Source organism: Micromonospora sp. WMMD712 (assembly GCF_029581295.1).
Taxonomy (GTDB): domain Bacteria; phylum Actinomycetota; class Actinomycetes; order Mycobacteriales; family Micromonosporaceae; genus Micromonospora; species Micromonospora carbonacea.
On record NZ_CP120743.1, the window covers coordinates 2,048,523 to 2,073,058 of the forward strand.

Sequence of the window (24,536 nt, forward strand, 5' to 3'; positions counted from 1 at the left end):
CCTCCCGTTTGGCCCGGGACACCGTACTGCCGACGGCGCGGCACGGGCACGCCCTTTCACGCCGGGTCGACCCCCCGCCGGTGACGCAGGGTGAGGATCAGGTCGGCGACCAGGGCGGTCCAGCCCGTCTGGTGCCACGCGCCCAGGCCCGCGCCGTTGTCGCCGTGGAAGTACTCCGGGAAGCTGATCAGGTCCCGCCAGTCGGGGTGGGTCTGGAAGAGCTGGGCGGCGCCGTAGATGGGCCGCCGCCCCCAGCCGTCCCGGGTGAACAGCGAGATCAGCCGGACGGAGAGGTCGTCGGCGATCTCGTCGAGGGTCCGCTTCACCCCCGAGCGGGTCGGATATTCCACCTGGAGGTCGTCGCCGAAGAACGCCGCGTAGTCGCGCAGGGCGCTGATCAGCAGGAAGTTGGTCGGCATCCAGATCGGGCCGCGCCAGTTGGAGTTGCCGCCGAACAGGCCGCTGGTCGACTCGGCCGGCTCGTAGCCGACGCTGAACTCCTGCCCGCCGAGGGTGACGGCGAACGGCTTGTCCAGGTGGGCGCGGCTGAGCGTGCGCAGGCCGTACTCGGAGAGGAACTCCTCGGCGTCGAGCATCCGGGCCAGCAGCCGGACGATCTTCTCCGGCCCGACCATGGTCAGCAGCCGCTGCTGGCGACCGTCCGGGCCGATGCGGCGGGCGCCGATCACGTCGGCGTACTCGGGGCGGTGGGTGAGGAACCAGCGCAGCCGGGCCCCCAGTTCGGGCAGCCGGCGCAGCGTACGCGCGCTGAGCCGGGTGGTCGCCGCCAGCGGCAGCAGCCCCACCACCGAGCGGACCTTCAGCGGCACCTTGCTGCCGTCGGCCAGCCGCAGCACGTCGTAGAAGAACGCGTCCTCGTCGTCCCAGAGCCCCTGGTCGTACGCGGCGGCGGCGATGTAGGCGAAGTGCTCGAAGAACTTGGTGGCCGTGTCGACCCAGGTGCGGTCGTGTTCGGCGAGCACGACGGCGATGTCGAGCAGGTTGAGCGCGTACATGGCCATCCAGCCCGTGCCGTCGGACTGCTCCAGCGTGCCGGCCACCGGCAGCGCCGCCGAGCGGTCGAACGGGCCGACGTTGTCCAGCCCGAGGAAGCCGCCCTCGAAGACGTTGTTGCCGCCGGTGTCCTTGCGGTTGACCCACCAGGTGAAGTTGAGCAGCAGCTTGTGCATGACGCGGGCCAGGAACTCGTGGTCGCGGGAGCCGTCGATCTCGAAGACCCTCAGCGCGGCCCAGGCGTGCACGGGCGGGTTCACGTCGCCGAACGCCCACTCGTACGCCGGGATCTGCCCGTTGGGGTGCAGGTACCACTCGCGGAGCAGGAGCAGCACCTGGGACTTGGCGAACCCGGGGTCGACGCGGGCGATGCTGACGCAGTGGAAGGCCAGGTCCCAGGCCGCGTACCAGGGGTATTCCCACGGGTCGGGCATGGAGATCACGTCGAAGCTGGTCATGTGCCACCAGTGGCTGTTGCGCCCGTGCCGGCGGCCGGCCGGGGGCGTGGAGCCGGGGTCGCCCTCCAGCCACCGCTTCACGTCGAAGTGGTAGAACTGCTTGCCCCACATCAGCCCGGCGATGGCCTGCCGGGCGACGAGGGCCTCGTCGGCGGTGGCCGCGGCCGGGATGACGCCGTCGAAGAACCGGTTCGCCTCGGCCCGCCGCGCCCACACCACCGCGTCGAAGCCGGCGGCCAGGTCGGCGGCCGGCGGCGGCGTCCCTCCGGGCGGCGGCGCGGTGCGGGTCAGCCGCAGCCGGATCTGCCGGTGCCCGCCGGCCGGCACGTCGAGGACGTAGTGCAGCGCCCCCTTGGTGCCCTCCCGCTCGGGGTTGACCGTGGCCGCGCCGCCGACCACGTGGTCGTTGATCCCGTCCTTCGGGTACGGCGAGCGGCCGGGCAGCCCCCAGAGCCGCTCGGCGTTGGTGTCGTTGTCGCAGAGCAGCGGCACCGGGTCGCCGTCGCCCTCCAGCAGGATCTGGCCGAGCACCCAGTGCTCGCCGACGAGCCGGGCGCCGCCGCCGGCCCCGGCGGCGGAGCCGACGAGCCGGGGCACCCGGTCCCCGCCGGGCAGGCCCCACGCCCACGTGTTGCGGAACCACAGCGACGGCAGCACGTGCAGCCGCTCGTCGGTGTCGCCCCGGTTGGCGACGGTCACCACGATGCACATGTCGGTCGGGGACGCCTTGGCGTAGTCGACGGTGACCGCCCAGTACCGGTCGCCGTCGAAGATGCCGGTGTCGACCAGCTCGTACTCGGTGTCGTCGCGGCCGCGCAGCGCGTTGACGGCGACCAGCTCGTCGTAGGGGAAGGCGGCCTGCGGGTAGTGGTAGCGCCAGCGCATCCACGAGTGGGTGGGCGTGGAGTCCAGGTACCACCAGTATTCCTTGGCGTCCTCGCCGTGGTTGCCGCCGTCGCCGCCGAGGCCGAACATCCGCTCCTTGAGGATCGGGTCGCGGCCGTTCCACAGGGCGAGGGCGAAGCAGAACGTCTGTCGGTCGTCGCACACGCCCGCCATGCCGTCCTCGCTCCAGCGGTAGGCTCTGGACCGCGCGTGGTCGTGGGGGAAGTAGTCCCACGCCGTGCCGTGCTCGCTGTAGTCCTCCCGTACCGTCCCCCACGCCCGCTCGGACAGATAGGGACCCCATGCGCGCCAGTCCTGCTCCCCCGAGTCGGCCTGGGCGAGCCGGAGCCGTTCGGCGTCGGGTGCGGGCGCATGGGAGGGAGGCACGTCGGTGATCACGTGCCTATCTTCGGTGCCGCCGGGGTACTTCACCACAGCGGCCATTCTCGTCGTGGCGTGTTACACCTCGCCGCCGCTGGAGGAAAGTTGATCGACATTCGTTTCGGTCCGCAGGTGTGCGGGGAGCTGACGGGCGGGGCCACCAGGGAGTGGCTGGTCCCGGACGGCCTGGGTGGGTACGCCATGGGGACCGTGAGCGGACTGCGCACGCGCCGCTACCACGGGTTGCTGGTGGTCGCCGGACAGACGCCGGCGTCCCGGAACGTGGGACTGGTCAGTCTCGATCCGGCGGTCGTCCTCCCCTCCGGGGCGCGGCTGCGCCTCGGGGCGCACGAGTGGTCCTCCGGCGACGTGGACCCGCGCGGCTTCGAGCTGTTGGAGCGCTTCGACCTGACCGACGGGCTGCCGCGCTGGCGGTGGCGGGTCGGCGACGTGGTGATCGAGCGCGAGCTGGCCATGGCGTACGGGCGCTCGTGCGTGGCGGTGGTGCACCGGCTGGTGTCCGGCGGCCCGGTCCGGCTCGACCTGTCGGCGGCCTGCACCTGGCGCGACGCGCACGGCGAGCGGCGCGCCGACGGCCCCGCCCCCCGGGTGGAGCCGGTGGACGGCGGCGCGGTGGTGGAGGGCGCGTTCCGCCTCGCCGGGCCGGACTGGACCCCGGAGGGGCAGTGGTGGCTCGGGGTGCACCACCGCGAGGAGGCGGCCCGGGGCCTGCACCCGGACGACGACGTCTGGCACGCCGGGCGGTTCTCGGGCGCGCTGGAGCGCCCCGGCGACACGGTGTCGGTGCTCGCCTGGGCGGGCGACCTGGCCGCCCCGCCGCCCCCGGCGGAGGAGGTCGTCGCGGCGGCGCGGCGGCGCAACCGGCAGGTGGTGGCGCGGGCCGAGCCGGCGGACGCGGTCGAGGCCACCCTCGCGCTGGCCGCCGACGCGTTCGTCGTGCGCACCGCCGCCGGCCCGGACGTGGTCGCCGGCTACCCGTGGTTCGGCGCGTGGTCGCGGGACACCATGACCTCGTACGAGGGCTTGTTCCTGTGCGCGAACCGGGCCGACGAGGGCCGGGACCTGCTGCGGGCCTACGCGGCGACGCTGTCGGAGGGGATGCTCGCCAACACGGCCGACACCGGGCGGGTCGAATACAACACGGTCGACGCCGCCCTGTGGTTCCTGCACGCGGTGAGCCGGCACGTCACCGTCACCGGCGACACCGACCTCGGCGACGAGCTGCTGCCCGCGCTGCGCGGGATCGTCGACGCGTACCTGGCCGGCACCCGGTACGGCATCGCCGTCGACCCGGCCGACGGCCTGGTCGCCCAGGGCGGCACCCCGGGCACGGCGCTGACCTGGATGGACGCCCGGGTCTACGGGGTGCCGGTCACCCCGCGCACGGGCAAGCCCGTGGAGATCAACGCGCTGTGGGTCAACGGGCTCGCGGGGCTGGCCGAGCTGACGGAGCTGGCCGGGGGCGACGCCGCCGAGCTGTGGCGGCTGCACGGCCGGGCCACCGCGTCGTTCGCCGCGCGGTTCCCGTCCCCGGTCGGCTGGCTGCACGACGTGGTGGACGCGCCCGCGCCGGCGTACCCGCTGGGCGGCGCGCCGTTCCACGACGACGACCTGCTGCGCCCCAACCAGCTCCTGGCCTGGTCGTTGCCGTACGCGCCGCTGGAGCCGGACGAGCCGACGCTGCGCCGGGTCGCCGCCGGGCTGCTCACCCCGCTGGGCCCGCGCAGCCTCGCCCCCGACCAGCCCGGCTACACCGGCCGGCACCGGGGCGGGCCGGCCGAGCGCGACGGCGGCTACCACCAGGGCACGGTGTGGCCGTGGCTGCTCGGGCCGTACGTCGACGCGGCCCGCCGGGCGAAGCTGCCGGTGGACGACCTGTTCGTCGGCGTGGAGGCGCACCTGACCGAGCACGGGCTGGGGTCGGTCAGCGAGACGGCCGACGGCGCGGCCCCGCACGCGGCGACGGGCTGCCCGTTCCAGGCGTGGTCGGTGGCGGAGGTGCTGCGCGCCCGCCGGGTGCGCCGGTAGCGCTCTCGGGTGTGCCGGTAGCGCTTTACATCCCGGCAACGGCGACGTCTCCGCCGGTTTTCCGGCCCGGGGCAGGATGGGCCCGAGATCCAGGCGCGTCGGCGGCATCCGTCCCACGGGTGCGGCCGACGCGCGCGCCGGAGACAATTCCAAGGGGGCCGCATGTCACCTGACGCCGAAGTGATCGACATCAACCCGGCCAGGCACCAGCGCGTGCTCATCCTCTCCTGGGAATATCCGCCGGTGCTCGTCGGCGGCCTCGGCCGGCACGTGCACGCCCTCTCCGTCGCCCTGGCCGCCGCCGGCCACGAGGTCACCGTCGTCACCCGCCACGCCGACGGCGCGCCCCTGGAGGAGTACGCCGACGGCGTCCGTGTCCTGCGCGCCGCCGAGGACCCGGTCGCCTTCCCCCTGGCCACCGGCAGCCTCCTCGCCTGGACCATGGCCTTCAACCACACCCTCACCCGCGCCGCCCTGCGCGCCACCGAATCCGGCAGCTACGACGTCGTCCACGCCCACGACTGGCTCGTCGCGCACACCGCGATCACCCTCGCCGAGCACCTGGACCTGCCGCTGGTGACCACGATCCACGCCACGGAGGCGGGCCGGCACCAGGGCTGGCTGCCGCAGGAGATGAACCGCACCATCCACGGCGTCGAGCACTGGATCAGCGGCGAGTCGACCCGGGTGATCGCCTGCTCCGGCTACATGCGCGACCAGATCAGCCGCCTGTTCGACGTGCCGGCCTCCCGGGTCGACGTGGTGGCCAACGGGGTGGACGACCGGCTCTGGCGGGCCCGGCCCCGGGCGGTCGCCTCGGCCCGGGCCCGGTTCGCCGGCGACGGCCCCCTCATCGGGTACGCGGGCCGGCTGGTCTACGAGAAGGGCGTGCAGCACCTGATGCACGCCGTGCCCCACCTGCGCGAGCGGCACCCGGGGCTGCGGGTGGTGATCGCCGGCGACGGCCCGTACCGGCAGGAGTTGGTGGAGCAGGCGCAGCGGCTGCACCTGGGCGACACGGTGCGCTTCGCCGGCTTCCTCGACTCCAGCCAGCTCCCGGCCATGCTGGCCGCCACCGACGCGACCGTGGTGCCGAGCCTCTACGAGCCGTTCGGCATGGTCGCCCTGGAGGCCGCGGCGGCCGGCGCGCCCCTGGCGGTCGCTTCCACGGGCGGGCTCGCCGAGATCGTCGAGCCCGGGGTCACCGGGGTGACGTTCCCGCACAGCGACCCGGACGCGCTGGCGGGCGCGGTCGACCGGCTCATCGGCGACGAGGTGTTCGCCCGCCGGGTGGCCCGCCGGGCCCGGACGATGGTCAGCGAGCGGTACGGCTGGGCGACCATCGCCGCCCACACCGCGAGCAGCTACGCCGCCGCCCGCCGCGAGCACGGCTCGTTCCAGGCCCGCCGGGCGGCGAGCCGGCTGGGCGCGGGGCGACCCCGGATCGCCATCCCGGAGGGGAACCTGCTGGCGGCCGGGCACGCGGCCTGCTGAGGGCTTGCCGACCTGTCGTCCGATTGGTCCCTGCCGATCCACTGGCTATGGTGTACGTCCGCCAGCGGTGAGGAGAACGGTGCAGCAGGTAGTGATCGGCGGCCGGTACCGCCTGCTCGACCTCGTGGGTCGCGGCGGCATGGGCAAGGTGTGGCGTGCCAGGGACGAGATGCTGCACCGCGACGTCGCGGTCAAGCAGGTCGTCCCGCCGGCCGTGCTGGCCGGCGACGAGCTCGACGAGTTGCGCCTGCGTACCCTGCGGGAGGCGCGCACCACGGCGCGGCTCAACCATCCCAACGTGGTCCGGGTCTACGACGTGGTGCCGGTCGACGGCGACCCGTGGTTGATCATGGAGTACGTGCCGTCCCGGTCGTTGCAGCACATCCTGGACACCTCCGGGCCGCTGCCGCCGCGGCGGGCCGCGGCGGTCGGGCTGGCGCTGCTGGCCGCGCTGCGCGCCGCGCACCAGGCCGGGGTGCTGCACCGCGACGTCAAACCCGCCAACGTGCTCGTCGCCCACGACGGGCGGGTGATGCTCACCGACTTCGGGCTCGCGGTCTTCGACGGCGGCGACGGGGTGATGACCCGGCCGGGGCTGGTGCTCGGCTCCCCGCAGTTCGTCGCACCGGAGCGGGCCGCCGAGGGGATCTCCAGCGTGGAGGCCGACCTGTGGTCGCTCGGCGCGACCCTGCACGCGGCCGTCGAGGGCAGGTCCCCGTACGCCCGCAGCACCGCGATGGCGACGCTGAGCGCCCTGGCCACCCAGCCGCCGGACCCGGCGCCGCACGCCGGGCCGCTGCGGCCGGTCCTGGTCGGCCTGCTGCGCCGGGACCCACGGCGGCGCATCGACCACGAGGAGACCCGACGCCGGCTGGCCCAGGCCGCCGCGCCGGGCGCCGATCCCTCGCCGGTCACGATCGCCCCGCAGGCCACGGTGGTCCCGCCGGACGCGGCCCCGCCGGACGGCCCGGCCGGGCCCGCCGACGCGGACCGGCTGGTCGTGCCGGGCTGGTCGGCCGGGCCGCCGGGGCGCGACGCACCGGCGGGGACGGGCCCGGCGCGGGACGGGCCGGGGCCGGCCGCGCCAACCGGCCCCGCCGCCCCCGCGTCGGCCGACGTCCCGTTCGTCATCGCGCCGGCCGGTCCGGCGGACGCCGTCGCGCCGGCCGGGCGGCGCTGGCCGCTGGCCGTGTCCGGCGTGGTGATCGTGCTGCTGGTCGCGCACACCGTCGTCTTCGCGTTGTTCCGCCCCCACACCGGCCGCGAAGCGTCGCCCCCGGCCACGCCCGGGGCCGGGCCGGGTCCGTCGGCGGCCGGGCCGATGCTGCCGCCGCTCGTGACGGGCGTGCCGCCCCCGCCCTTCCCCTGCCTGCGGCCCTACCCGTTCGGCGTGCCACCCCCGACCGTCGCGCCGGCACCGGACGACCCGCTGCGCCCGCCGTCCGGCTGGTCCTGGTACGCCGACCCGGCCGGGTTCCGGCTCGCCGTGCCGCCCGGCTGGCGGCAGTACCGGGACGGGAGCGCGGTCTGCTTCCAGGACCCGTCCGCCCGGCGGATCCTGACCGTCGCGCCCGCCGCCGACCGGGCCGCCGCCCCACTGGATCAGTTACGCGCGAACGAGCGCCGGGCGCAGGAGGCGGGGGCCCTCCCCCGGTACGAGAGGATCCGGCTGGCGGAGGCGGCGGGCCGGGGGGCGGAGTGGGAGTGCGCCTGGGACGCGCCGCTGGGTGCGCGCCTGCGCGGGGCGCAGCTGATCCCGTTCGGCGCCCGCTCGTGGTCGCTGGCCTGGAGCGGCCCCGAGGAGGAGTGGGACGCCGGTGCGGCCGATCGGGAGACGATGCGGTCCAGCTTCCGGGTCGCCGGCACGGCCTGAGCCGACCCGAGCAAGATCGCCTGCTGATCAGCGAGAGGAACCCCGGCGTGTCGCGCCGCTGAGCGACAGACGATCACGGAACGGCCCGGCGCAGGAGCGTCCTGCGCCGCGGGCGGCCGCGACACCGTCCAGTGTGGACCATCCAGGTGATTGCTCCCCGGCGGGGACTCTGCCACAGTGGCGTAGTTTGTGGATCAAGACCCTGGGGAGGGCGAGGCGTCATGATGGGACCGTCCCACGCGCTGTCGGGCGCGGCGGTGTGGCTGACCGGCTCCTGGGCGCTCGACCAGTTCGCCGACTACCACCAGTCGCCGCTGGCCCTCGCCGTCGGCACCGCGGTCTGCGCCGGTGGGGCGCTCTTCCCCGACCTCGACCTGTCGGGCAAGGTGACCCGCAACCAGGGCGGGGCCACGGTGGCCCGCACGTTCGGGGTGGTCAGCCTGTTCGTCGCCGAGGTGATGGAGAAGATCTCCCTCGGCGTCTACTACGCGACCAAGCTGAGCAAGGACCCGCGCCGCAACAACGGCCACCGCACCCTGACCCACACGATCCCGTTCACCGTGCTGGTCGGCTGGGGCACCACCGCGCTCTGCGCCGCGTACGGCAAGTGGGCCGTGGTCGGCATCCTGTTCTTCATGTTCGGGCTGGCCCTGCGCGGGCTGTTCGACCGGTGGGCGGAGCGCGCGGGCTGGGTGATCGTGACCCTGGCCTCGGCCGCCGCCGCCTGGTACACGTTCGCCAACCTGCCCGGCGACCGGGGGTACCCGCTGATCGGGCTGGCCGTCGGGGTGGGCTGCTTCGTGCACATCCTCGGCGACATGATCACCCGGGCCGGGGTGCCGATCCTGTGGCCGATCCCGATCAAGCGCCGGATGTGGACGATGGTCGGCCTGCCGAACAGCATCGCCCTGCGCACCGGCAGCAAGACCGAGGTGGTCGTGCTGCGGGGCGTGCTGACCGCGATCTCCGTGCTCGCGGCGGTGGGGCTGGTCGCCCCGTCGGTGCTGCGCAAGTTCAACATCGAGATCTGAGGCCGCGCCCGTCGCCGGGCCGACCCTGCCCCGCAGCGCGGCGCTGTGCCGCCCCCGGGATCGGGTCGGCCCGGCGACGCGTTTTCGTCATCGGCTATTGACGCCCTCGTAACACGTGCCCTACGGTCTGTCGAAACGCTTCGACTAACCGTTTCGACTAGGCGTTTCGACGCCGGTCGGGACCCCGTCCGCCGGGCCGCCGAGGGAGGTGCGCGATGGCCACGATGCACGACGTCGCCCGGCTCGCGCGGGTCTCCGTCAGCACGGTGTCGTACGTGCTGACCGGCGCGCGGCCCATCTCCCAGGCCACCCGCGACAAGGTCCGCGCCGCCATGGCGGAGCTGGACTACCAGCCGCACGCGATGGCCCGGGGGCTGGCCAGCCGGCGCAGCCGCATCCTCGGGCTGCTCCTGCCGATCGACGACCGCGGCCTGGGCGCCACCGAGACGGCCTTCGTCACCGGCGCCGCCGCGGCGGCCAGCGCGGCGGGCTACCACCTGGTGCTCTCCCCCGTCGACGCCGACGATCTCGACGGCCTGCGGCGGCTGGCCAGCCAGCGGATGCTCGACGGCGCGCTGCTGATGGAGGTGCAGCTCGACGACGACCGGGTGGCCGTGCTGCGGGAGGCGGGCGTGCCGCTGGTGCTCATCGGCCGCACCGGCGACACCACCGGCCTGTCGTACGTCGACATCGACTTCGACCGCACCGTCCGCGACGCCGTCGCGCACCTCGTCGGCCTCGGCCACCAGCGGATCGTCTACGTCAACCACTCCGCCGCGACCATCGCCGAGGGCTACGGCCCGGCGCTGCGCACCCGCGACGCGTTCGCCGCGGCGATGGCCGAGCACGGCGTCGAGCCGCTGATGATCCCCGCCGAGGACAGCGCGGCGGGCGGGCGGGCGGCCCTGGCGACGGCGTTCGACCGGGCCCCCGACCTGACCGCCGTCCTCGCCATGAACGAGCGGGCCGTGTTCGGCATCCTCGGCGGGCTGGCCGGGCGGGGCCGCACCGTGCCCGACGACGTCTCGGTCGTCTCCATGGTCACCTCGCCGCAGGTCGCCGAGCTGGCCACCCCCGCGCTGACCGCGATGACGTCGCCCGGCTCGGCGCTGGGACGCATCGCGGTCGAGGCGCTGCTGCGCCACCTGGAGCTCGACAGCGCCCCGATCCACCAGGAGCTGCTGCCGTGCACGTTGGAGGTCCGCGGATCCAGCGGCCCTCCCGGTCGCCCGACGGGGGACACCACCGGAACGGTCGACGCGGCCGATCCGGAGGCGTCGGGAACGACGAGCAGGAACACAGCCCGTCGCCGCGCTGCCACGCGACGACGGGCCTAGAGGAGTACCGGCTCGATACTCACGAGGAGAATGGTAATGCAACGATTCCGCACAGTCGTCGCGGCGGTGACCCTCGCCGTCGCCGCGGCGGCGTCCCTGACCGCCTGCGGTGACGACGCCGACGAGGGCGCCAGCGGCGCGAAGGTGCTCAAGCTCTGGCACTACGAGGGCGAGACCAGCGCCATGGGCGTCGCGTGGGACAAGGCGATCGAGGTCTTCAAGCAGGAGCACCCGGGCGTCGAGGTGCGCTTCGAGCGCAAGGCGTTCGAGCAGATCCAGCAGAACGCCGGGATGATCATCAACTCGTCCGATGGCCCGGACGTGATGGAGTACAACAAGGGCAACGCCACCGCCGGTCTGCTGTCCAAGCAGGGCCTGCTCACCGACCTCACGGCCGAGGCGACCAAGCGCGGCTGGGACAAGGCGCTCAGCCCGAGCCTGCAGACCACCGCCAAGTACGACGACAAGGGCGTGATGGGCTCCGGCAACTGGTACGGCGTGCCCAACTACGGCGAGTACGTGATGGTCTACTACAACAAGGACCTGTTCGACAAGAACGGGGTCAAGGTCCCGACGACGCTCGACGAGCTGACCGCCGCGATGGACACGTTCGTCGCCAAGGGCATCACCCCGCTGGGCACCGCCGGCGCCGAGTACCCGGCCGGGCAGCTGTTCTACCAGCTCGCGCTCGCCAGGGCCGACCGGGCGTTCGTCGACAACTACCAGCTCTACAAGAACCCGGTCGACTTCAAGGCCGACCCGCTCAAGTACGGCGCGGACACGTTCGCCGAGTGGGTGAGGAAGGGCTACGTCGGCAAGGGCACCGCCAGCGCCAAGGCCGAGGACATGGGCACCGCGTTCATCGCCGGCAAGACCCCGATGATCGTCTCCGGGAGCTGGTGGTACGGCCGGTTCAAGGCCGAGATGAAGGCCAACTGGGACAGCTTCCTGTTCCCCGGCAACAAGCTGCACGCCGGCTCGTCCGGCAACATCTGGGTGGTCCCGGCGACCAGCAAGGCCAAGGACCTGGCGTACGACTTCATCGACATCACCATGCGCCCGGAGATCCAGGCCCTGATCGGCAACAACGGCGGCGTCCCGGTGGCCGCCGACCCGTCGAAGATCACCGACCCGAAGGACAAGAAGCTGATCGAGAACTTCAACGCGATCAGCACCACCGACGGCCTGGCCTTCTACCCGGACTGGCCGGTCCCCGGCTACTACGACGTGCTGGTCTCCGGCTTCCAGGGCCTGATCAACCAGTCGAAGTCCCCCGACCAGGTGCTCGACGCGATCGCCAAGCCGTACGACGAGGGCGTCGCGGAGATCAAGCGCGGCTGACGAGGACGCCCGGCGGGCGCGCCCTGCGCGACGCGCCCGCCGGCGCACCGGAGGGACCATCATGGCTGCAACCGACGCCCTCGTCACCCGGGGCGACACCGACCCGCAGGGCCGCCGGGGCCCGCGCCGCCGCCGCGGCGACGCCGGCTACTGGCTCTACCTGCTGCCCGGCGCGGTGCTCTTCGCGCTGGTCATCGGCGGGCCGCTGCTGTTCACCGGCTATCTCTCGCTCACCCGCTGGTCCGGCATCGGCGACCCGACGTTCGTCGGGCTGGAGAACTACCAACGCCTGCTCGACGACACCGTCTTCTGGCAGTCGTTCCGCAACACCCTCGCCATGATCGTGGCGATGGTCGTGGTGCCCACCGTCGTCGGCCTGGTGCTCGCGGCGGTGCTGTTCGACACCATCGGGCGGCGCTTCAAGCCGCGCACCGCCAACGCGCTGCGGGCCGCGTTCTACCTGCCGCAGGTGCTGCCGGTCGTGGTGGCCGGCATCGTGTGGGGCTGGATCCTGCGCCCCGACGGGGCCCTCAACGGGCTGCTCGACGCCGTCGGGCTGGGCGCGCTGACGCACGACTGGCTCGGCGACCCCGACACCGCCCTGCCGGCGGTGATGGGCGTGATGATCTGGGTGCAGATCGGCTACCCGGTGGTCGTGTTCATGGCCGCGTTGCAGCGGGTCGACCCCGAGCTGTACGAGGCGGCGGAGATCGACGGCGCGGGCTGGGCCCGCCGGTTCCGGGCGATCACCCTGCCGCAGATCCGACCGGAGACGTTCGTCGTCGCCCTCACCTGCACCATCGCCGCGATGAAGGTGTTCGGCCCGATCTACGCGCTGACCCGGGGCGGCCCGGAGAACGCCACCAACGTGCCGTCGTACTTCGCGTACTACACGTTCTTCAAGAAACTCCAGGTCGGGTACGGGTCGGCGATCTCGACCGTGCTGACGCTGATCATCGTGGTGGTGGCGCTGCTGTTCATCCGCGCGCAGCACCGCGCCGAGCGACGGGACGGGAGCGCCTGATGTCCGTCACCCTCACCCCCGCCGAGGCCCCCGCGAAGACCGGCCGGGCCGCCCGGGTGCCCGACCGGCACCACCGGGGCGTCGGCCGCTGGATCGTGCTGGCCGTGGTCACCGCCGGCGCGGTGCTCATGCTGGTGCCGTTCGTGTTCATGCTGCTCAACGCGTTCAAGACGCCCGGGCAATACTCCACGGACGGGCCGCTGAGCTGGCCGTCGGAGTTCTACACCCAGGGCCTGCGCACCTACTGGACGCAGGTCGACTTCCCGCAGAAGCTGTGGAACTCCGCGCTCATCGCCGGCTCGGTCGCGGTGCTCGCGGTCGTCGTGTCGCTGCTCAACGCGTACGCGCTGGGCATCGGCCGGGTCCGGGGCCGGCTGTGGATCGTCGGGGCGTTCCTGCTGGCCAACATGCTGCCGCAGGAGTCCCTGGTCTACCCGCTCTACTACTTCGCCAAGGAGGTGGGCCTCTACAACACCCGGCTCGTCGTGATCATCATCTTCACGGTCATCCAGAGCGCGTTCGGCACGTACCTGCTGGCCTCGGTGCTCGGCACGTTCCCCAAGAGCCTGCTGGAGGCGGCGGCGCTGGACGGGTCCGGCAAGTGGACGATCCTGTGGCGGGTCGTCCTGCCCAACGTCCGGCCCACCCTCGCCGTGCTGCTGGTCTTCTTCTTCATCTGGACCTGGAACGAGTTCCTGATCCCGCTGGTGATGCTCATCGACAACCAGACCCAGACCATCCCGGTGGCCCTCGCGTCGTTGCAGGGCGACCGGCTGATGGACGCCCCCACCACCAACGCCGGGGCGCTGATCAGCCTCGTCCCGGCGATCGTGTTCTTCCTCATCTTCCAGCGCACGCTGAGCCGCGGCATCACGGTAGGAGCCGAGAAGTGAAGTTCACCGACGGGTACTGGCAACTGCGTCCGGGGGTCACCGTGCTGCGCCCCGGCACAGTCGAATCGGTGGAGCCGGACGAACGCGGCTTCACCGTCTTCGCGCCGACCGGTCAGATCACCGGGCGGGGCGACACCCTCAACCGCCCGGTCGTCACCGTGCAGTTCTTCTCCCCCGCCCCCGGCGTGATCGGCGTGACCGTCGGGCACCACAGCGGCGGGCTGCCGAAGCAGCCGCGCTTCGCCCTCGCGGCCGGCGACGACCACCCCGTCACCGTCGAGGTCACCGGCGTCAGCGCCGCCCTGACCACCGGCGAGCTGACCGCCCGCGTCACGCTCGTCGACCGGTGGCGGGTCGACTTCCTGCGCGGCGACCGGCTGGTCACCTCGTCCACCGAGCGCAGCGTCGGCGTCGTCACCGACGGCGAGGGCCGGCACTTCGTCCACGACCGGCTGGCGCTGGGCGTCGGGGAGACGATCTACGGCCTCGGCGAGCGGTTCGGCCCGTTCGTCAAGAACGGCCAGACCGTCGACATCTGGAACGCCGACGGCGGCACCGCCAGCGAGCAGGCGTACAAGAACGTGCCGTTCTATCTCAGCAGCGCCGGCTACGGCCTCTTCGTCGACCACCCCGAGCACGTGTCGTTCGAGGTCGGCTCGGAGGTCGTCTCGCAGGCCCAGTTCAGCGTCGAGGGGCAGTCGCTGACCTACTACCTGATCGACGGGCCCACCCCGAAGGACGTGCTGCGCCGCTACACCGCCCTCACCGGCCGCCCGGCCCGCGTCCCGGCCTGGTCGTACGGGCTGTGGCTGTCGACGTCGTTCACCACGTCGTACGACGAGAAGACCGTCACCGAGTTCATCGACGGGATGGCCGAGCGGGACCTGCCGCTGTCGGTGTTCCACTTCGACTGCTTCTGGATGCGGCAGTTCCACTGGGTCGACTTCGTGTGGGACCCGGCGACCTTCCCCGACCCGGAGGGGATGCTGCGCCGGCTGCACGAGCGCGGCCTGAAGGTGTGCGTGTGGATCAACCCGTACATCGCCCAGCGGTCGTACCTGTTCGAGGAGGGCCGGCAGGCCGGCTACCTGGTGCGCAACCCCGACGGGTCGGTCTGGCAGTGGGACAAGTGGCAGGCCGGCATGGCGCTCGTCGACTTCACCAACCCCGACGCGGTGGCCTGGTTCAACAGCAAGCTCAAGGTGCTGCTCGACATGGGCGTCGACTGCTTCAAGACCGACTTCGGCGAGCGCATCCCCACCGAGGTGGTCTGGCACGACGGGTCCGACCCGCAGCGGATGCACAACTACTACGCCTACCTCTACAACAAGGCCGTCTTCGAGCTGCTGGAGGCCGAGCGCGGCGTCGGCGAGGCGGTCGTGTTCGCCCGCTCGGCCACGGCCGGCGGGCAGCAGTTCCCGGTGCACTGGGGCGGCGACTGCGAGTCGACGTTCGTGGCGATGGCCGAGTCGTTGCGCGGCGGGCTGTCGCTGTCGGCGTCCGGGTTCGGCTACTGGAGCCATGACATCGGCGGCTTCGAGGGCACCCCCGACCCGGCCGTGTTCAAGCGGTGGATCGCGTTCGGGCTGCTCTCCTCGCACTCGCGGCTGCACGGCTCCGGCTCGTACCGGGTGCCGTGGGCGTACGACGACGAGGCCGTGGAGGTGCTGCGCCACTTCACCCGGCTCAAGCTGAGCCTGATGCCCTACCTGGCGGCGGCGGCCGAGGAGGCGCACCGCGACGGGGTGCCGGTGATGCGGCCGATGATCGTGGAGTTCCCCGACGACCCGATGGCCGCCTACCTCGACCGGCAGTACATGCTCGGCCCCGACGTGCTGGTCGCGCCCGTGATGAGCGCCGACGGGGAGGTCACGTACTACGTGCCCGCCGGCACCTGGACCAACCTGGTCAGCGGCGCGCAGCTCACCGGGCCGGCGTGGGTGACCGAGAAGCACGGCTACGACAGCCTGCCGGTGCTGGCCCGCCCCGGTGCGGTGATCGCGTTCGGCGCGACGCACGACCGGCCCGACTACGAGTGGGCCGACGGCGTGCGGCTGCGGCTGTTCGCGCCCGTCGAGGGCCAGCGGACCCGGGTGCGCATCCCGTCGCCCGGCGGCGGGCCGGGGGCCGAGTTCGAGGTACGGTACGACGGCGGGACGGCCGCCGTGGACGTGGTGGCCGGCGCGTCGTCCGGCTACGACTGCGACGTGGTGGGGACGGAGGCGAACCGGTGACGCGAATGTTTCCCGAGGGCTTCGTGTGGGGCTCGGCGACGGCGTCGTACCAGATCGAGGGCGCGGCGACCGAGGACGGGCGGGGCCCGTCGATCTGGGACACCTACAGCCACACCCCCGGCCGCACCCTCAACGGCGACACCGGCGACGTGGCCGCCGACCACTACCACCGCTGGGCCGAGGATCTGGGGCACATCGCCGAGCTGGGGCTGGCGGCCTACCGGTTCTCGATCTCCTGGCCCCGGGTGCAGCCCGGCGGCTCCGGTGCGTTCAACCGGGCCGGGCTGGACTTCTACTCCCGGCTCGTCGACGGGCTGCTGGAGCGGGGCGTGCGGCCGGTGGCCACCATGTACCACTGGGACCTCCCGCAGGAGCTGGAGGACGCCGGCGGCTGGCCGGCGCGGGACACCGCGCTGCGGTTCAGGGACTACGCGGCCGGCATCGTCGAGGCGCTCGGCGACCGGGTGCACACCTGGACGACGTTCAACGAGCCGTGGTGCTCGGCGTACCTCGGCTACGGCTCCGGGGTGCACGCGCCGGGCCGCACCGAGCCGGCCGGGGCGCTGGCCGCCGTGCACCATCTCAACCTCGCCCATGGCCTCGCCGGCCGGGTGGTGCGCGAGCTGGCGCCGGCGGCGGAGCTGTCGGTGACGCTCAACCTGCACGTGGTGCGGCCGGCGTCGGGCTCGGCGGCCGACGCCGACGCGGTGCGCCGCATCGACGCGCTGGCCAACCGGGCGTTCCTCGGGCCGCTGCTCGACGGGGCGTACCCGGCGGACCTGCTCGCCGACACCGCGAAGGTGACCGACTGGTCGTTCGTGCGCGACGGCGACGAGCGGACGATCGCGGTGCCGCTGGACGTGCTCGGCGTCAACTACTACTCGACCACCCTGGTGCGGGCCTGGGACGGCGTGTCGGCCCGCTCGGACAACGACGGGCACGGCAGCTCGGCGCACACCCCGTGGATCGGCGCGGACGACGTGGACTTCCTGCCGCAGCCGGGCCCGTACACGGCGATGGGCTGGAACATCGAGCCCGCCGGCCTGACCGAGCTGCTGCTGCGGCTGCACCGGGAGCACCCCGGGCTGCCGCTGATGATCACCGAGAACGGCGCGGCGTTCGACGACGTGGTCACCCCCGACGGCCGGGTCCACGACGACCGGCGGCTGGACTACCTGTACCGGCACGTCGACGCGGTCGGCGCGGCCATGGACGCGGGCGCGGACGTGCGCGGCTACTTCGTCTGGTCGCTGCTGGACAACTTCGAGTGGGCGTGGGGCTACGACCGGCGCTTCGGCATCATCCGCGTCGACTACGACACGCAGGAGCGGATCTGGAAGGACAGCGCCCACTGGTACCGGGGCCTGGCCACCACGGGCCGGCTGGAGCCGCCGGCCCCCGCCTGACCGGCCCGCACGCCGGAGCCGTTCGTCCGCCCGGCGGCGAGCGGCTCCGGCGCGCGTTCCGTCAGCCGGGGCCGGCCATCGCCGCGAGGCGGCGGGCGAGCCGGGCGAGGGCCTGTCGCAGCTCCGCCGGCTCCAGCACCTCCGCCTCGAAGCCGAGCCGGGCCACGTGCAGGGCCAGCCAGTCGAGGTCGTACCCACCGACGACGAGCACGCACCAGCCGTCGCGGTCGTCCTCGACCCGCCCCACCTGCGGCGGCGCCAGCTCCCGCAGCACGTCAGCCGCAGCACCCGCTCGGTCGTCGCCTCGACGGTCACCCGTCGATCGTTGCACAGATCTAGGAACGCCCCTGTCCGCGATATGCCGGAGGCTGACGCCATGACCGACGTTCAGATCACGTTCGACTGCGCCGACCCGGCCGCGCTGGCGGCCTTCTGGGCCGCGGCCCTCGGCCATCAGGTGCAGGCCCCGCCACCCGGCTTCGAGTCGTGGGAGCAGGCGCTGGAGGCGATGGGCGTGCCGCCCGAGCGCCGCGACTCCGCCTCGGCGGTGGTCGACCCCGCCGGCACCGCGCCGCGGCTGTTCTTTCAGCGGGTGCCGGAGCCCAAGCGGGTCAAGAACCGGGTGCACCTCGACGTGCGGGCCGCCCCGGGGCTGGCCGGCGACGCGCGGATGGCGGCCCTGGAGGCGGCTGCCGAGCGGCTCGTCTCGCTCGGCGCGACCCGGCTGCGCCGCCACGAGCCCGCCGCACCGCTCGACGCGGGGCACCTCGTCATGGCCGACCCCGAGGGCAACGAGTTCTGCCTCGACTGAGCACCCCGACCGGGCGGGCCGACCGAGCCGGCCGCGCCACCCGCAGCTCGACCACGCTGCGTGGTGATCGCGCTGGCTGTCGGGCGCAGGCCCGGCGGCGTGACTCTTCGTAACGCTCTCTCGACCCCACTCGACATCTCGCCCACCCTTTGCTCTGCACCCAGATGCGCAACACCGGGTATGGAGTGGTGACATTCAAGGATCCGACTGGAGCGGCGGATCCGGCGTCCGACTACGTTGCGTGCCTGTTGCGCATGTGGGTGCAGAGCAAAGGGTGGCGCGGAGGAATGGCGCGGGCGAGTGTGACTGCGTTGAGTGACGCTGCTGCGATCAGGTGCCGCAGGCGGAGACGGCGTCGCCCTCCGCCCACGCCCACCTACGCCCCGACCGGCACCGCGGTTCCCCCTGAATCTTGGACGGTTCCTGTTCCGGGCGAGCAGGAACCGTCCAACGATCGATCGCGGGAACGCGCTACGCGCCGACGCGCTGGGGCGGGACGGTCAAGCCGTACAGGGCCATCAACTCCGGGGTGTCGACGCGGCTGCCGTCGGCCACCGAGTCGCAGGAGATGTCGACGATCTGGTCCTTGTGCGCCAGCAGGTACGGCCGGGCCCCGACGTCGGCGCTGGCCAGGGTGGCGATGCCGGACCAGTGCCGGCGGCCGAACAGCATCGGGTAGCCGCGCAGCCCGTCGTAGGTGGCGCAGACCAGCGCGTCGGGGTACGGCAGCGCGGCCACCCGACGCACGGCCGCCGGGGTGAGCCCCGGCATGTCCACCGGGACCACGACCACCGCCTCGATCCGCTGGTCGGTCAGCGCCGCGAGGCCGGCCCGGATCGACGAGCCGACGCCGGTGCCCCAGGCGCGGTTGACCACCACCGTGGCCCGGGTCAGGTCGGCGGCCTGGCGCACCTGGTCCGCCGCCGCGCCCAGCACCACCACGATCTGCGCGCAGCCCGCCTCGGTCATCGTGTCGATCATGCGGTCCACCAGGGGCTGATCGCCCTGGTGGAGCAACGCCTCGGGGCCGCCGAGGCGGCGTCCGCCGCTCGCCGCGATGATCATTCCTGCGATACGCACACCGGGTGCAACGAGCACCCCCGGGATGAGTGTCGGGGCGAAACGGATATTTGCCGCACTCGGGGTGCCGTGCCGGGCGGCCCGGACCGGCCCGCCCCGGGCCGCCGGGCCGCCGCCTGCGGGCAGGTCAGGCGTCCGCGTAGCAGTCCACCACCGACAGGTCCAGCGGGAAGCGGACCGGGGTGTCGCCGAACAGCAGCGCGGTGGCCCGCTCGCCGCTGGCGCGGACCGCCTCGGCCACCGCGTCGGCCTGCCCGGCCGGGCAGTGCACGATCACCTCGTCGTGCTGGAAGAAGACCAGCTCGGCGTCGCTGCCGGCCAACGCCGTGCGCAGCGTGGCCAGCAGCGTGGAGGCCCACTCGGCGGCGGTGGCCTGGATGACGAAGTTGCGGGTGAACCGGCCCCGGGAGCGGGCCGCCCGCGCCCGGGGCCCCTGCGGGTCGGCCGCCGCCTCCGGGTCGACGCCCGCGTCGTCGCCGTCGGCGAAGCCCGTCGCGCCGGGCGGGCAGGTGCGCCCCAGCCAGGAGCGCACCAGGCCGCCGGCCTCACCGGTGCGGGCCGCCGCCTCCACGTAGGCGAAGGCCGTCGGATAGTTGCGGCGCAGCACCGCGAGGGCGGGGACCGCCATCCCGCCGGTCTGCCCGTACATGGCGCCGAGCAGGGCCACCTTGGCCCGGGGCCGGTCGCCGCCGAAGGAGTCCCGGGCCAGGGCGGCGTAGAGGTCGCCCGCCCCGCCGGCCGCGGCCAGCCGGGCGTCGCCGGAGACCGCCGCGAGCACCCTCGGCTCCAGCTGGCCGGCGTCGGCGACGACGAGCCGCCAGCCCGGGTCGGCCACCACCGCCCGCCGGATCACCTTGGGGATCTGCAACGCCCCGCCGCCCCGGGTGGCCCACCGCCCGGAGACGACGCCGCCGGGGACGTACTCCGGGTGGAACCGGCCGTCGCGCACCCAGGCGTCGCGCCAGGCCCAGCCGTGCGCCGTCCAGATCCGGTAGAGCTCCTTGTGCTCCAGCACCAGCGGCACCGCCGGATGGTCGACCCCGCGCAGCGCCCAGGCCCGGGTGTTGGGCAGCTCCACCCCGGCGCGGGCGAACGCCCGCAGCAGCTCGGCCGGGGAGTCGGCGTGCACCTGGCGCAGGCCGAACGCCTCGGCGATGCGGGCGGCCAGCTCGGCCAGCCGGCGGGGCGGGCCGCCGACCGGGGACGGCCCGCCGAGCAGCCCGGTGAGGAGCTCGTCGTGCACCTCGGCCCGCCAGGGCAGGCCGGCCGCCCCCATCTCCGCCGCGACCAGCGCGCCGGCCGACTCGGCGGCCACCAGCAGCCGGAACCGGCCGGGATGGGCGGTGGCGGCGATCCGGTCGAGCTGGTCGGCGTACACCCGGGCCAGGGCCTCGACGGCGGGGCCCGGCGGGCCGGGCAGGGTGTCGAAGAGCGCGCCCTGGCCGTGGCCGGGCGGCTCGGCCGCGCGGGGCGGCGGATCCGGCGGCACCGGCGCGCCGGTCAGCCGGGCCCACGCGGCGGCCGGCGAGCGGGGCTCGCCCCAGCGGCCGGCGTGCCCGAGCAGCAGCGACTCGGTCAGCTCGACGTCGTGGCAGCGGTCGAGCCGGACCCCGGCGCGCAGCAGCGCCGGGTAGATGCCTGCGCCGCTGCCCCAGACCCAGCGGGGGTGGGCGACGGCCTCCCGGGCGGCGACGGCGGCGGCGAGGTCGGCGACCCGCTCGGCCGGGCCGGTGGGGCGGCCGGCGGGGTCGAGGGGCAGCAGCGCTCCCCCACCCCGGTCGTCCGCCTCCACCGCCACCAGCACGGACGCGATTCTGCCTCGACCGTACGACGCTCCCGCGCGGCGGCTACTTGCTCACGCCGGCGGTCAGGCCGGACTGCACCTGACGCTGGAACACGATGTAGACGATGAGCACCGGCAGCATCGCCATGGTCACCCCGGCGAACAGCCCGCTCCAGTCGGACTTGTAGCCCTGGTTGACCGAGAGCTCGATGAGCCCCTGGGCGATCACCTGGTTCTTCGGCTCCCCGGCGACCGACTGCATCAGCAGCGTCGGCAGGTACCACTGGTTCCACTGGCCGAGGACGTTGAAGATGCCGATGCTGATCAGGCCCGGCTTGGCCATCGGCAGCATGATGCTGAAGAACAGCCGGCTGTGCGAGGCCCCGTCGACCATCGCGGCCTCGGCGATCGAGTCGGGCAGCGTGCGGAAGAACGAGTGCATGAAGAAGACCGTGAACGACAGCGACCAGGCGACGTAGACGAGGATCAGCATGAGGTGCCGGTTCGGGCCCAGCAGGGGCAGGACGATCCCCGTGTTGTAGACGCCCTTGAACAGCGGCACGGCGGCGAGGTAGATGGGCAGGGTCAGGCCGGACAGGAACATGTAGTAGATCAGCCGGTTGCCGGGGAACTCGTAGCGCGCCAGCACGTACGCGGCCATCGAGCCGAGCAGCATGGTCAGGAAGACGCTGCCGACCAGGACCAGCAGCGTGTTGAGGAAGAACGCGCCGAGGTGCCCCTCGCCCCAGGCGCGGGTGAAGTTGTCCCAGTGCAGCTCGTCGGGGATCAGCGACAGCGGCTCGCGGATGACCTCCGAGTCGTCCTTGAACGCCGACATCACCACCCACAGCAGCGGGTAGATCACCATCACGGCCCAGACCACCAGGAACAGGTGCGAGAAGCCGTTGAAGAAGCGCCCGCCCAGCTCCCGGCCGCGGCTGACGAGGCCCCGGCTCGGCGCGGGGCGGGGAGCCGGACGCCCGGGGCGGGCCCGCTCGCCGGACGGGTGGGTCACCGTGCTCATCGTCGGGTCTCCTCAGTACTCGATCCGCTCACGGCGGGTGATCCGGAGCTGGAGAGCGGCCAGCAGGATCGTGAAGATGGCCAGCGCCACGCCCATCGCGCAGGCGTAGCCGAACTGCCCCTTCTGGAACGCGGTGAAGTTGAGCACCGACGCGAAGATCTCGCTGGCGTGGTTCGGCCCGCCCTGGCTCGGGGTCATGACGAAGACCAGGGCGTACATGTCCAGCGCGATGAAGCCCAGGTAGACCCAGGCCACCGAGATGGTGTCCCGCAGCAGCGGCAGGGTGATCCGGAAGAACGTGTCGAAGCGGCCGGCGCCGTCGAGGAGGGCCGCCTCGTAGATGTCCTTCGGGATCGACTGCATCGCCGCCGAGAAGAGCACCATGTAGAAGCCGGCGCCGCTCCACACGGCGATGAACAGCAGCCACCACAGCACGGCGGGCACGCCGAGGAACGGCTCGGGGTCGGCGGTGAACCCGATCGGGTTGTCGGCGTCGACCAGCCCGATCTTCATCAGCAGGCCGTTGATCAGGCCCTGGTTGTCCGACCGGTAGATCTGCTGCCACATCACGGCGATCACCACGAGCGACAGGACCTGCGGGAAGAAGAAGATGACCTTGTAGAGCCCGGAGCCGAACACCCCCCGGATGCCGGCCCTGTCCTCGCGTCCGCCCACGTTGAGCAGGAACGCGAGGAACAGGGCCAGCGCGATCGTGAACAGCGGCACGGTGACCAGGAAGAACACGTTGTGCCAGAACGCCTTCCTGATCAGCTCGTCGGAGAACAGCCGGACGTAGTTGTCCAGCCCGACGAACTCCTGCTTGTCGGAGTAGCCGCCCCAGTTGGTCAGCGAGTATCCGGCCGCCTGGGCGAAGGGCCACACCACGTAGAAGAGGTACAGCGCGACGGGGAGGGCCAGGAAGCCCGTGACGAAGCGCGCGACACCGTGCCGCATTCCACTCACTCTCTCGAACGGATCAGTGGGCCGCCACCGGGATCAGGCGCGGGTCTGCTTCTTGACCGACGAGTCCTTGGCGACCTTGTCGGCGGCCGCCTGCATCTTGTCGACGAACTGCTGCGCGGTGAGCCGGCCGGCCATCAGCTCCTCGGAGAGGTTCTGGCTCTCCTTGTCCAGGTCGGCGTAGAAGTCGAAGAGCTTGGTCTTGATCAGGTCCTTCGGCGCGTTGCGCATCAGCTCGTTGGCGCTGGCCAGGGCCGTGTCCTGCACGCCGTCGCCGGAGCCCTTGGTGGAGGCCAGCGACTTGGTCAGCTCGGCGAACTTGGTGGAGCCGGACTTCGACAGCACGGCCCGCAGGAACTCCTTCGCCGCCGCCTTGTTCGGGGCCTTGCTCGGCACCACGAGGCCCTCGCCCGCGCCGGCGAAGACGTCCTTGGGCGCCTTGTCGGTGGCCCCGAGGCCCCAGTAGTCCGACAGCTTCATCTCGAAGCCCGGCGGGATCGTCGCCGCCATCTCGTTCTTCAGCCAGGTGCCGACCTGGATGAACGCCGCCTTGCCGTCGAGCCACGCCTGCTGGGACTGGGTGTGGTTGAGGTTGCCCGGCAGCAGCAGCCGGTCCTTGACCAGCTTCTCCCACGCCTGGAGCGCGGGCAGCACCCCGTCGGCCTTCCAGGCGTTCTCCTTCAGGTTGTCGATGTCGACGACCGCCTGCCGGCCGGCGGACTTCCAGATCGTCGCCATCAGCGCCCAGCGCGGGTAGTAGCCGTGCACGGCGTCGTGCACGTACGGGGCGATGCCCTTGGCCTTGATCTTCGGCGCGAGGGCGAAGAACTCGTCGAACGTCGTCGGCGGCTGCCAGTTCTCCTTGGCGAACAGCGCCCCGTTGTACCAGTTGCCCCACACGGTGAAGGCCACGTTGACGACGTAGAACTTGCCCTGGAAGGTGCCGTCCTCGACCGTGCCGGGCAGCAGCGTGTCGGCGACGGTGCCCTCGCTGTCCCACGCCGGGGCGGTGAGCAGGTCGTCCAGGGGCTCGATCGCGCCCTCGTTGACCAGGGTGCTGATGTCCATCATGTCGGCGCCCGAGTTCATGACGAGGTCGCTCGGCTGCGTCGCCATCTTCGGCTGTTCTTCGGTCTTGATCTTCTGGGTGGAGCTCATGTTGACCGTCACGCCCGCGTGCTTGGCGCTGAAGACGGCCTTGTCCTCGTTGGCCCACTGGTCGCCGAGGCCGCCGTTGAAGATGACGACCTTGACGGCGCTGCCGTCCTTGACGCCGAACGGGTTGTCCTTGCTCTTGGCGGCGCCGGTGTCGTCGGACTTGCTCGGCTCGCTGCCGGCGCAGGCGCTGAGCAGGCCCGCGGCGGGGGTGACGAGCAGGCCCGCCGCGGCGGCACGGCGCAGCAGGGTCCGGCGGCTCAGATCGGCCGGGTGCTCGGGGGTAACCGACATCGTTGTCTC

The 24,536-nt window shown here is 72.9% G+C and carries 18 protein-coding genes; 11 read left to right on the forward strand and 7 right to left on the reverse strand.

Annotation, left to right across the window (positions count from 1 at the left end):
- Nucleotides 1-56 precede the first annotated feature (56 nt).
- A complete protein-coding gene (locus O7633_RS08455) occupies nt 57-2,801 on the reverse strand; it encodes a glucosidase (RefSeq protein WP_282327205.1) in 2,745 nt (914 codons plus the stop codon).
- A gap of 42 nt (nt 2,802-2,843) precedes the next feature.
- On the opposite strand from O7633_RS08455, the gene O7633_RS08460 reads away from it, so the two are divergent.
- From O7633_RS08460 to O7633_RS08505, 10 genes are all read left to right on the forward strand, one after another.
- Complete coding sequence (locus O7633_RS08460) at nt 2,844-4,787, forward strand: amylo-alpha-1,6-glucosidase (protein ID WP_278127825.1); 1,944 nt, start codon at nt 2,844-2,846, stop codon at nt 4,785-4,787.
- 162 nt (nt 4,788-4,949) lie between these two features.
- Nucleotides 4,950-6,281: a glycosyltransferase family 4 protein gene (locus O7633_RS08465; RefSeq protein ID WP_282327207.1), complete on the forward strand. Its 1,332-nt coding sequence runs from the start codon at nt 4,950-4,952 to the stop codon at nt 6,279-6,281.
- A gap of 79 nt (nt 6,282-6,360) precedes the next feature.
- A complete protein-coding gene (locus tag O7633_RS08470) occupies nt 6,361-8,154 on the forward strand; it encodes a serine/threonine-protein kinase (protein ID WP_282327208.1) in 1,794 nt (597 codons plus the stop codon).
- Between the two features lie 221 nt (nt 8,155-8,375).
- Entirely contained in the window at nt 8,376-9,185 is an 810-nt protein-coding gene (locus O7633_RS08475; protein WP_043967692.1) for a metal-dependent hydrolase, read from the forward strand.
- Between the two features lie 215 nt (nt 9,186-9,400).
- Nucleotides 9,401-10,522, forward strand: coding sequence for a LacI family DNA-binding transcriptional regulator (locus O7633_RS08480; protein ID WP_282327212.1), 1,122 nt, complete (start codon nt 9,401-9,403; stop codon nt 10,520-10,522).
- A gap of 36 nt (nt 10,523-10,558) precedes the next feature.
- The gene (locus tag O7633_RS08485) at nt 10,559-11,863 is read left to right on the forward strand and encodes an extracellular solute-binding protein (protein WP_282327214.1); all 1,305 of its coding nucleotides are present in this window, start codon (nt 10,559-10,561) and stop codon (nt 11,861-11,863) included.
- 61 nt (nt 11,864-11,924) lie between these two features.
- The gene (locus O7633_RS08490) at nt 11,925-12,887 is read left to right on the forward strand and encodes a sugar ABC transporter permease (RefSeq protein WP_282327216.1); all 963 of its coding nucleotides are present in this window, start codon (nt 11,925-11,927) and stop codon (nt 12,885-12,887) included.
- On the forward strand, nt 12,887-13,780 hold the full coding sequence (locus tag O7633_RS08495; RefSeq protein WP_074474255.1) for a carbohydrate ABC transporter permease: 894 nt from the start codon (nt 12,887-12,889) through the stop codon (nt 13,778-13,780). Before O7633_RS08490 ends, O7633_RS08495 begins: the two co-directional genes overlap by 1 nt.
- The gene (yicI, locus tag O7633_RS08500) at nt 13,777-16,014 is read left to right on the forward strand and encodes an alpha-xylosidase (protein ID WP_282327218.1); all 2,238 of its coding nucleotides are present in this window, start codon (nt 13,777-13,779) and stop codon (nt 16,012-16,014) included. The genes O7633_RS08495 and yicI overlap by 4 nt, the downstream gene beginning before the upstream one ends.
- A 5-nt stretch (nt 16,015-16,019) precedes the next feature.
- Complete coding sequence (locus O7633_RS08505; RefSeq protein WP_282328494.1) at nt 16,020-17,420, forward strand: GH1 family beta-glucosidase; 1,401 nt, start codon at nt 16,020-16,022, stop codon at nt 17,418-17,420.
- Between the two features lie 61 nt (nt 17,421-17,481).
- On the opposite strand, the gene O7633_RS08510 is transcribed toward O7633_RS08505, so the two are convergent.
- Nucleotides 17,482-17,694, reverse strand: a complete 213-nt coding sequence (locus O7633_RS08510) for a WYL domain-containing protein (protein ID WP_282327220.1) — start codon at nt 17,692-17,694, stop codon at nt 17,482-17,484.
- Nucleotides 17,695-17,778: 84 nt separating this feature from the next.
- On the opposite strand from O7633_RS08510, the gene O7633_RS08515 reads away from it, so the two are divergent.
- The gene (locus tag O7633_RS08515) at nt 17,779-18,231 is read left to right on the forward strand and encodes a VOC family protein (RefSeq protein ID WP_282327222.1); all 453 of its coding nucleotides are present in this window, start codon (nt 17,779-17,781) and stop codon (nt 18,229-18,231) included.
- 471 nt (nt 18,232-18,702) lie between these two features.
- Here O7633_RS08515 and O7633_RS08520 read toward each other — a convergent pair whose 3' ends face one another.
- The 5 genes from O7633_RS08520 to ngcE form a co-directional block, all read right to left on the reverse strand.
- Entirely contained in the window at nt 18,703-19,296 is a 594-nt protein-coding gene (locus tag O7633_RS08520) for a nucleotidyltransferase family protein (RefSeq protein WP_282328495.1), read from the reverse strand.
- Nucleotides 19,297-19,438: 142 nt separating this feature from the next.
- The gene (locus O7633_RS08525; RefSeq protein ID WP_282327224.1) at nt 19,439-21,115 is read right to left on the reverse strand and encodes a bifunctional 3'-5' exonuclease/DNA polymerase; all 1,677 of its coding nucleotides are present in this window, start codon (nt 21,113-21,115) and stop codon (nt 19,439-19,441) included.
- 43 nt (nt 21,116-21,158) lie between these two features.
- Nucleotides 21,159-21,962, reverse strand: coding sequence for a carbohydrate ABC transporter permease (locus O7633_RS08530; protein WP_282328496.1), 804 nt, complete (start codon nt 21,960-21,962; stop codon nt 21,159-21,161).
- 168 nt (nt 21,963-22,130) lie between these two features.
- A complete protein-coding gene (locus tag O7633_RS08535) occupies nt 22,131-23,072 on the reverse strand; it encodes a sugar ABC transporter permease (RefSeq protein WP_074474262.1) in 942 nt (313 codons plus the stop codon).
- Between the two features lie 42 nt (nt 23,073-23,114).
- Complete coding sequence (gene ngcE / locus O7633_RS08540; protein WP_278127837.1) at nt 23,115-24,527, reverse strand: N-acetylglucosamine/diacetylchitobiose ABC transporter substrate-binding protein; 1,413 nt, start codon at nt 24,525-24,527, stop codon at nt 23,115-23,117.
- Between the last annotated feature and the right edge of the window lie 9 nt (nt 24,528-24,536).

Bases quoted from the DNA above. Each gene is read 5' to 3' on its own strand.
- O7633_RS08455 (WP_282327205.1), bottom strand. From the start codon at position 2,801: ATGGCCGCTGTGGTGAAGTACCCCGGCGGCACCGAAGATAGGCACGTG.
- O7633_RS08465 (WP_282327207.1), top strand. From the start codon at position 4,950: ATGTCACCTGACGCCGAAGTGATCGACATCAACCCGGCCAGGCACCAG.
- O7633_RS08475 (WP_043967692.1), top strand. From the start codon at position 8,376: ATGATGGGACCGTCCCACGCGCTGTCGGGCGCGGCGGTGTGGCTGACC.
- O7633_RS08480 (WP_282327212.1), top strand. From the start codon at position 9,401: ATGGCCACGATGCACGACGTCGCCCGGCTCGCGCGGGTCTCCGTCAGC.
- O7633_RS08485 (WP_282327214.1), top strand. From the start codon at position 10,559: ATGCAACGATTCCGCACAGTCGTCGCGGCGGTGACCCTCGCCGTCGCC.
- O7633_RS08490 (WP_282327216.1), top strand. From the start codon at position 11,925: ATGGCTGCAACCGACGCCCTCGTCACCCGGGGCGACACCGACCCGCAG.
- O7633_RS08495 (WP_074474255.1), top strand. From the start codon at position 12,887: ATGTCCGTCACCCTCACCCCCGCCGAGGCCCCCGCGAAGACCGGCCGG.
- O7633_RS08505 (WP_282328494.1), top strand. From the start codon at position 16,020: ATGTTTCCCGAGGGCTTCGTGTGGGGCTCGGCGACGGCGTCGTACCAG.
- O7633_RS08515 (WP_282327222.1), top strand. From the start codon at position 17,779: ATGCCGGAGGCTGACGCCATGACCGACGTTCAGATCACGTTCGACTGC.
- O7633_RS08520 (WP_282328495.1), bottom strand. From the start codon at position 19,296: ATGATCATCGCGGCGAGCGGCGGACGCCGCCTCGGCGGCCCCGAGGCG.
- O7633_RS08530 (WP_282328496.1), bottom strand. From the start codon at position 21,962: ATGGTGATCTACCCGCTGCTGTGGGTGGTGATGTCGGCGTTCAAGGAC.
- O7633_RS08535 (WP_074474262.1), bottom strand. From the start codon at position 23,072: ATGCGGCACGGTGTCGCGCGCTTCGTCACGGGCTTCCTGGCCCTCCCC.
- ngcE (WP_278127837.1), bottom strand. From the start codon at position 24,527: ATGTCGGTTACCCCCGAGCACCCGGCCGATCTGAGCCGCCGGACCCTG.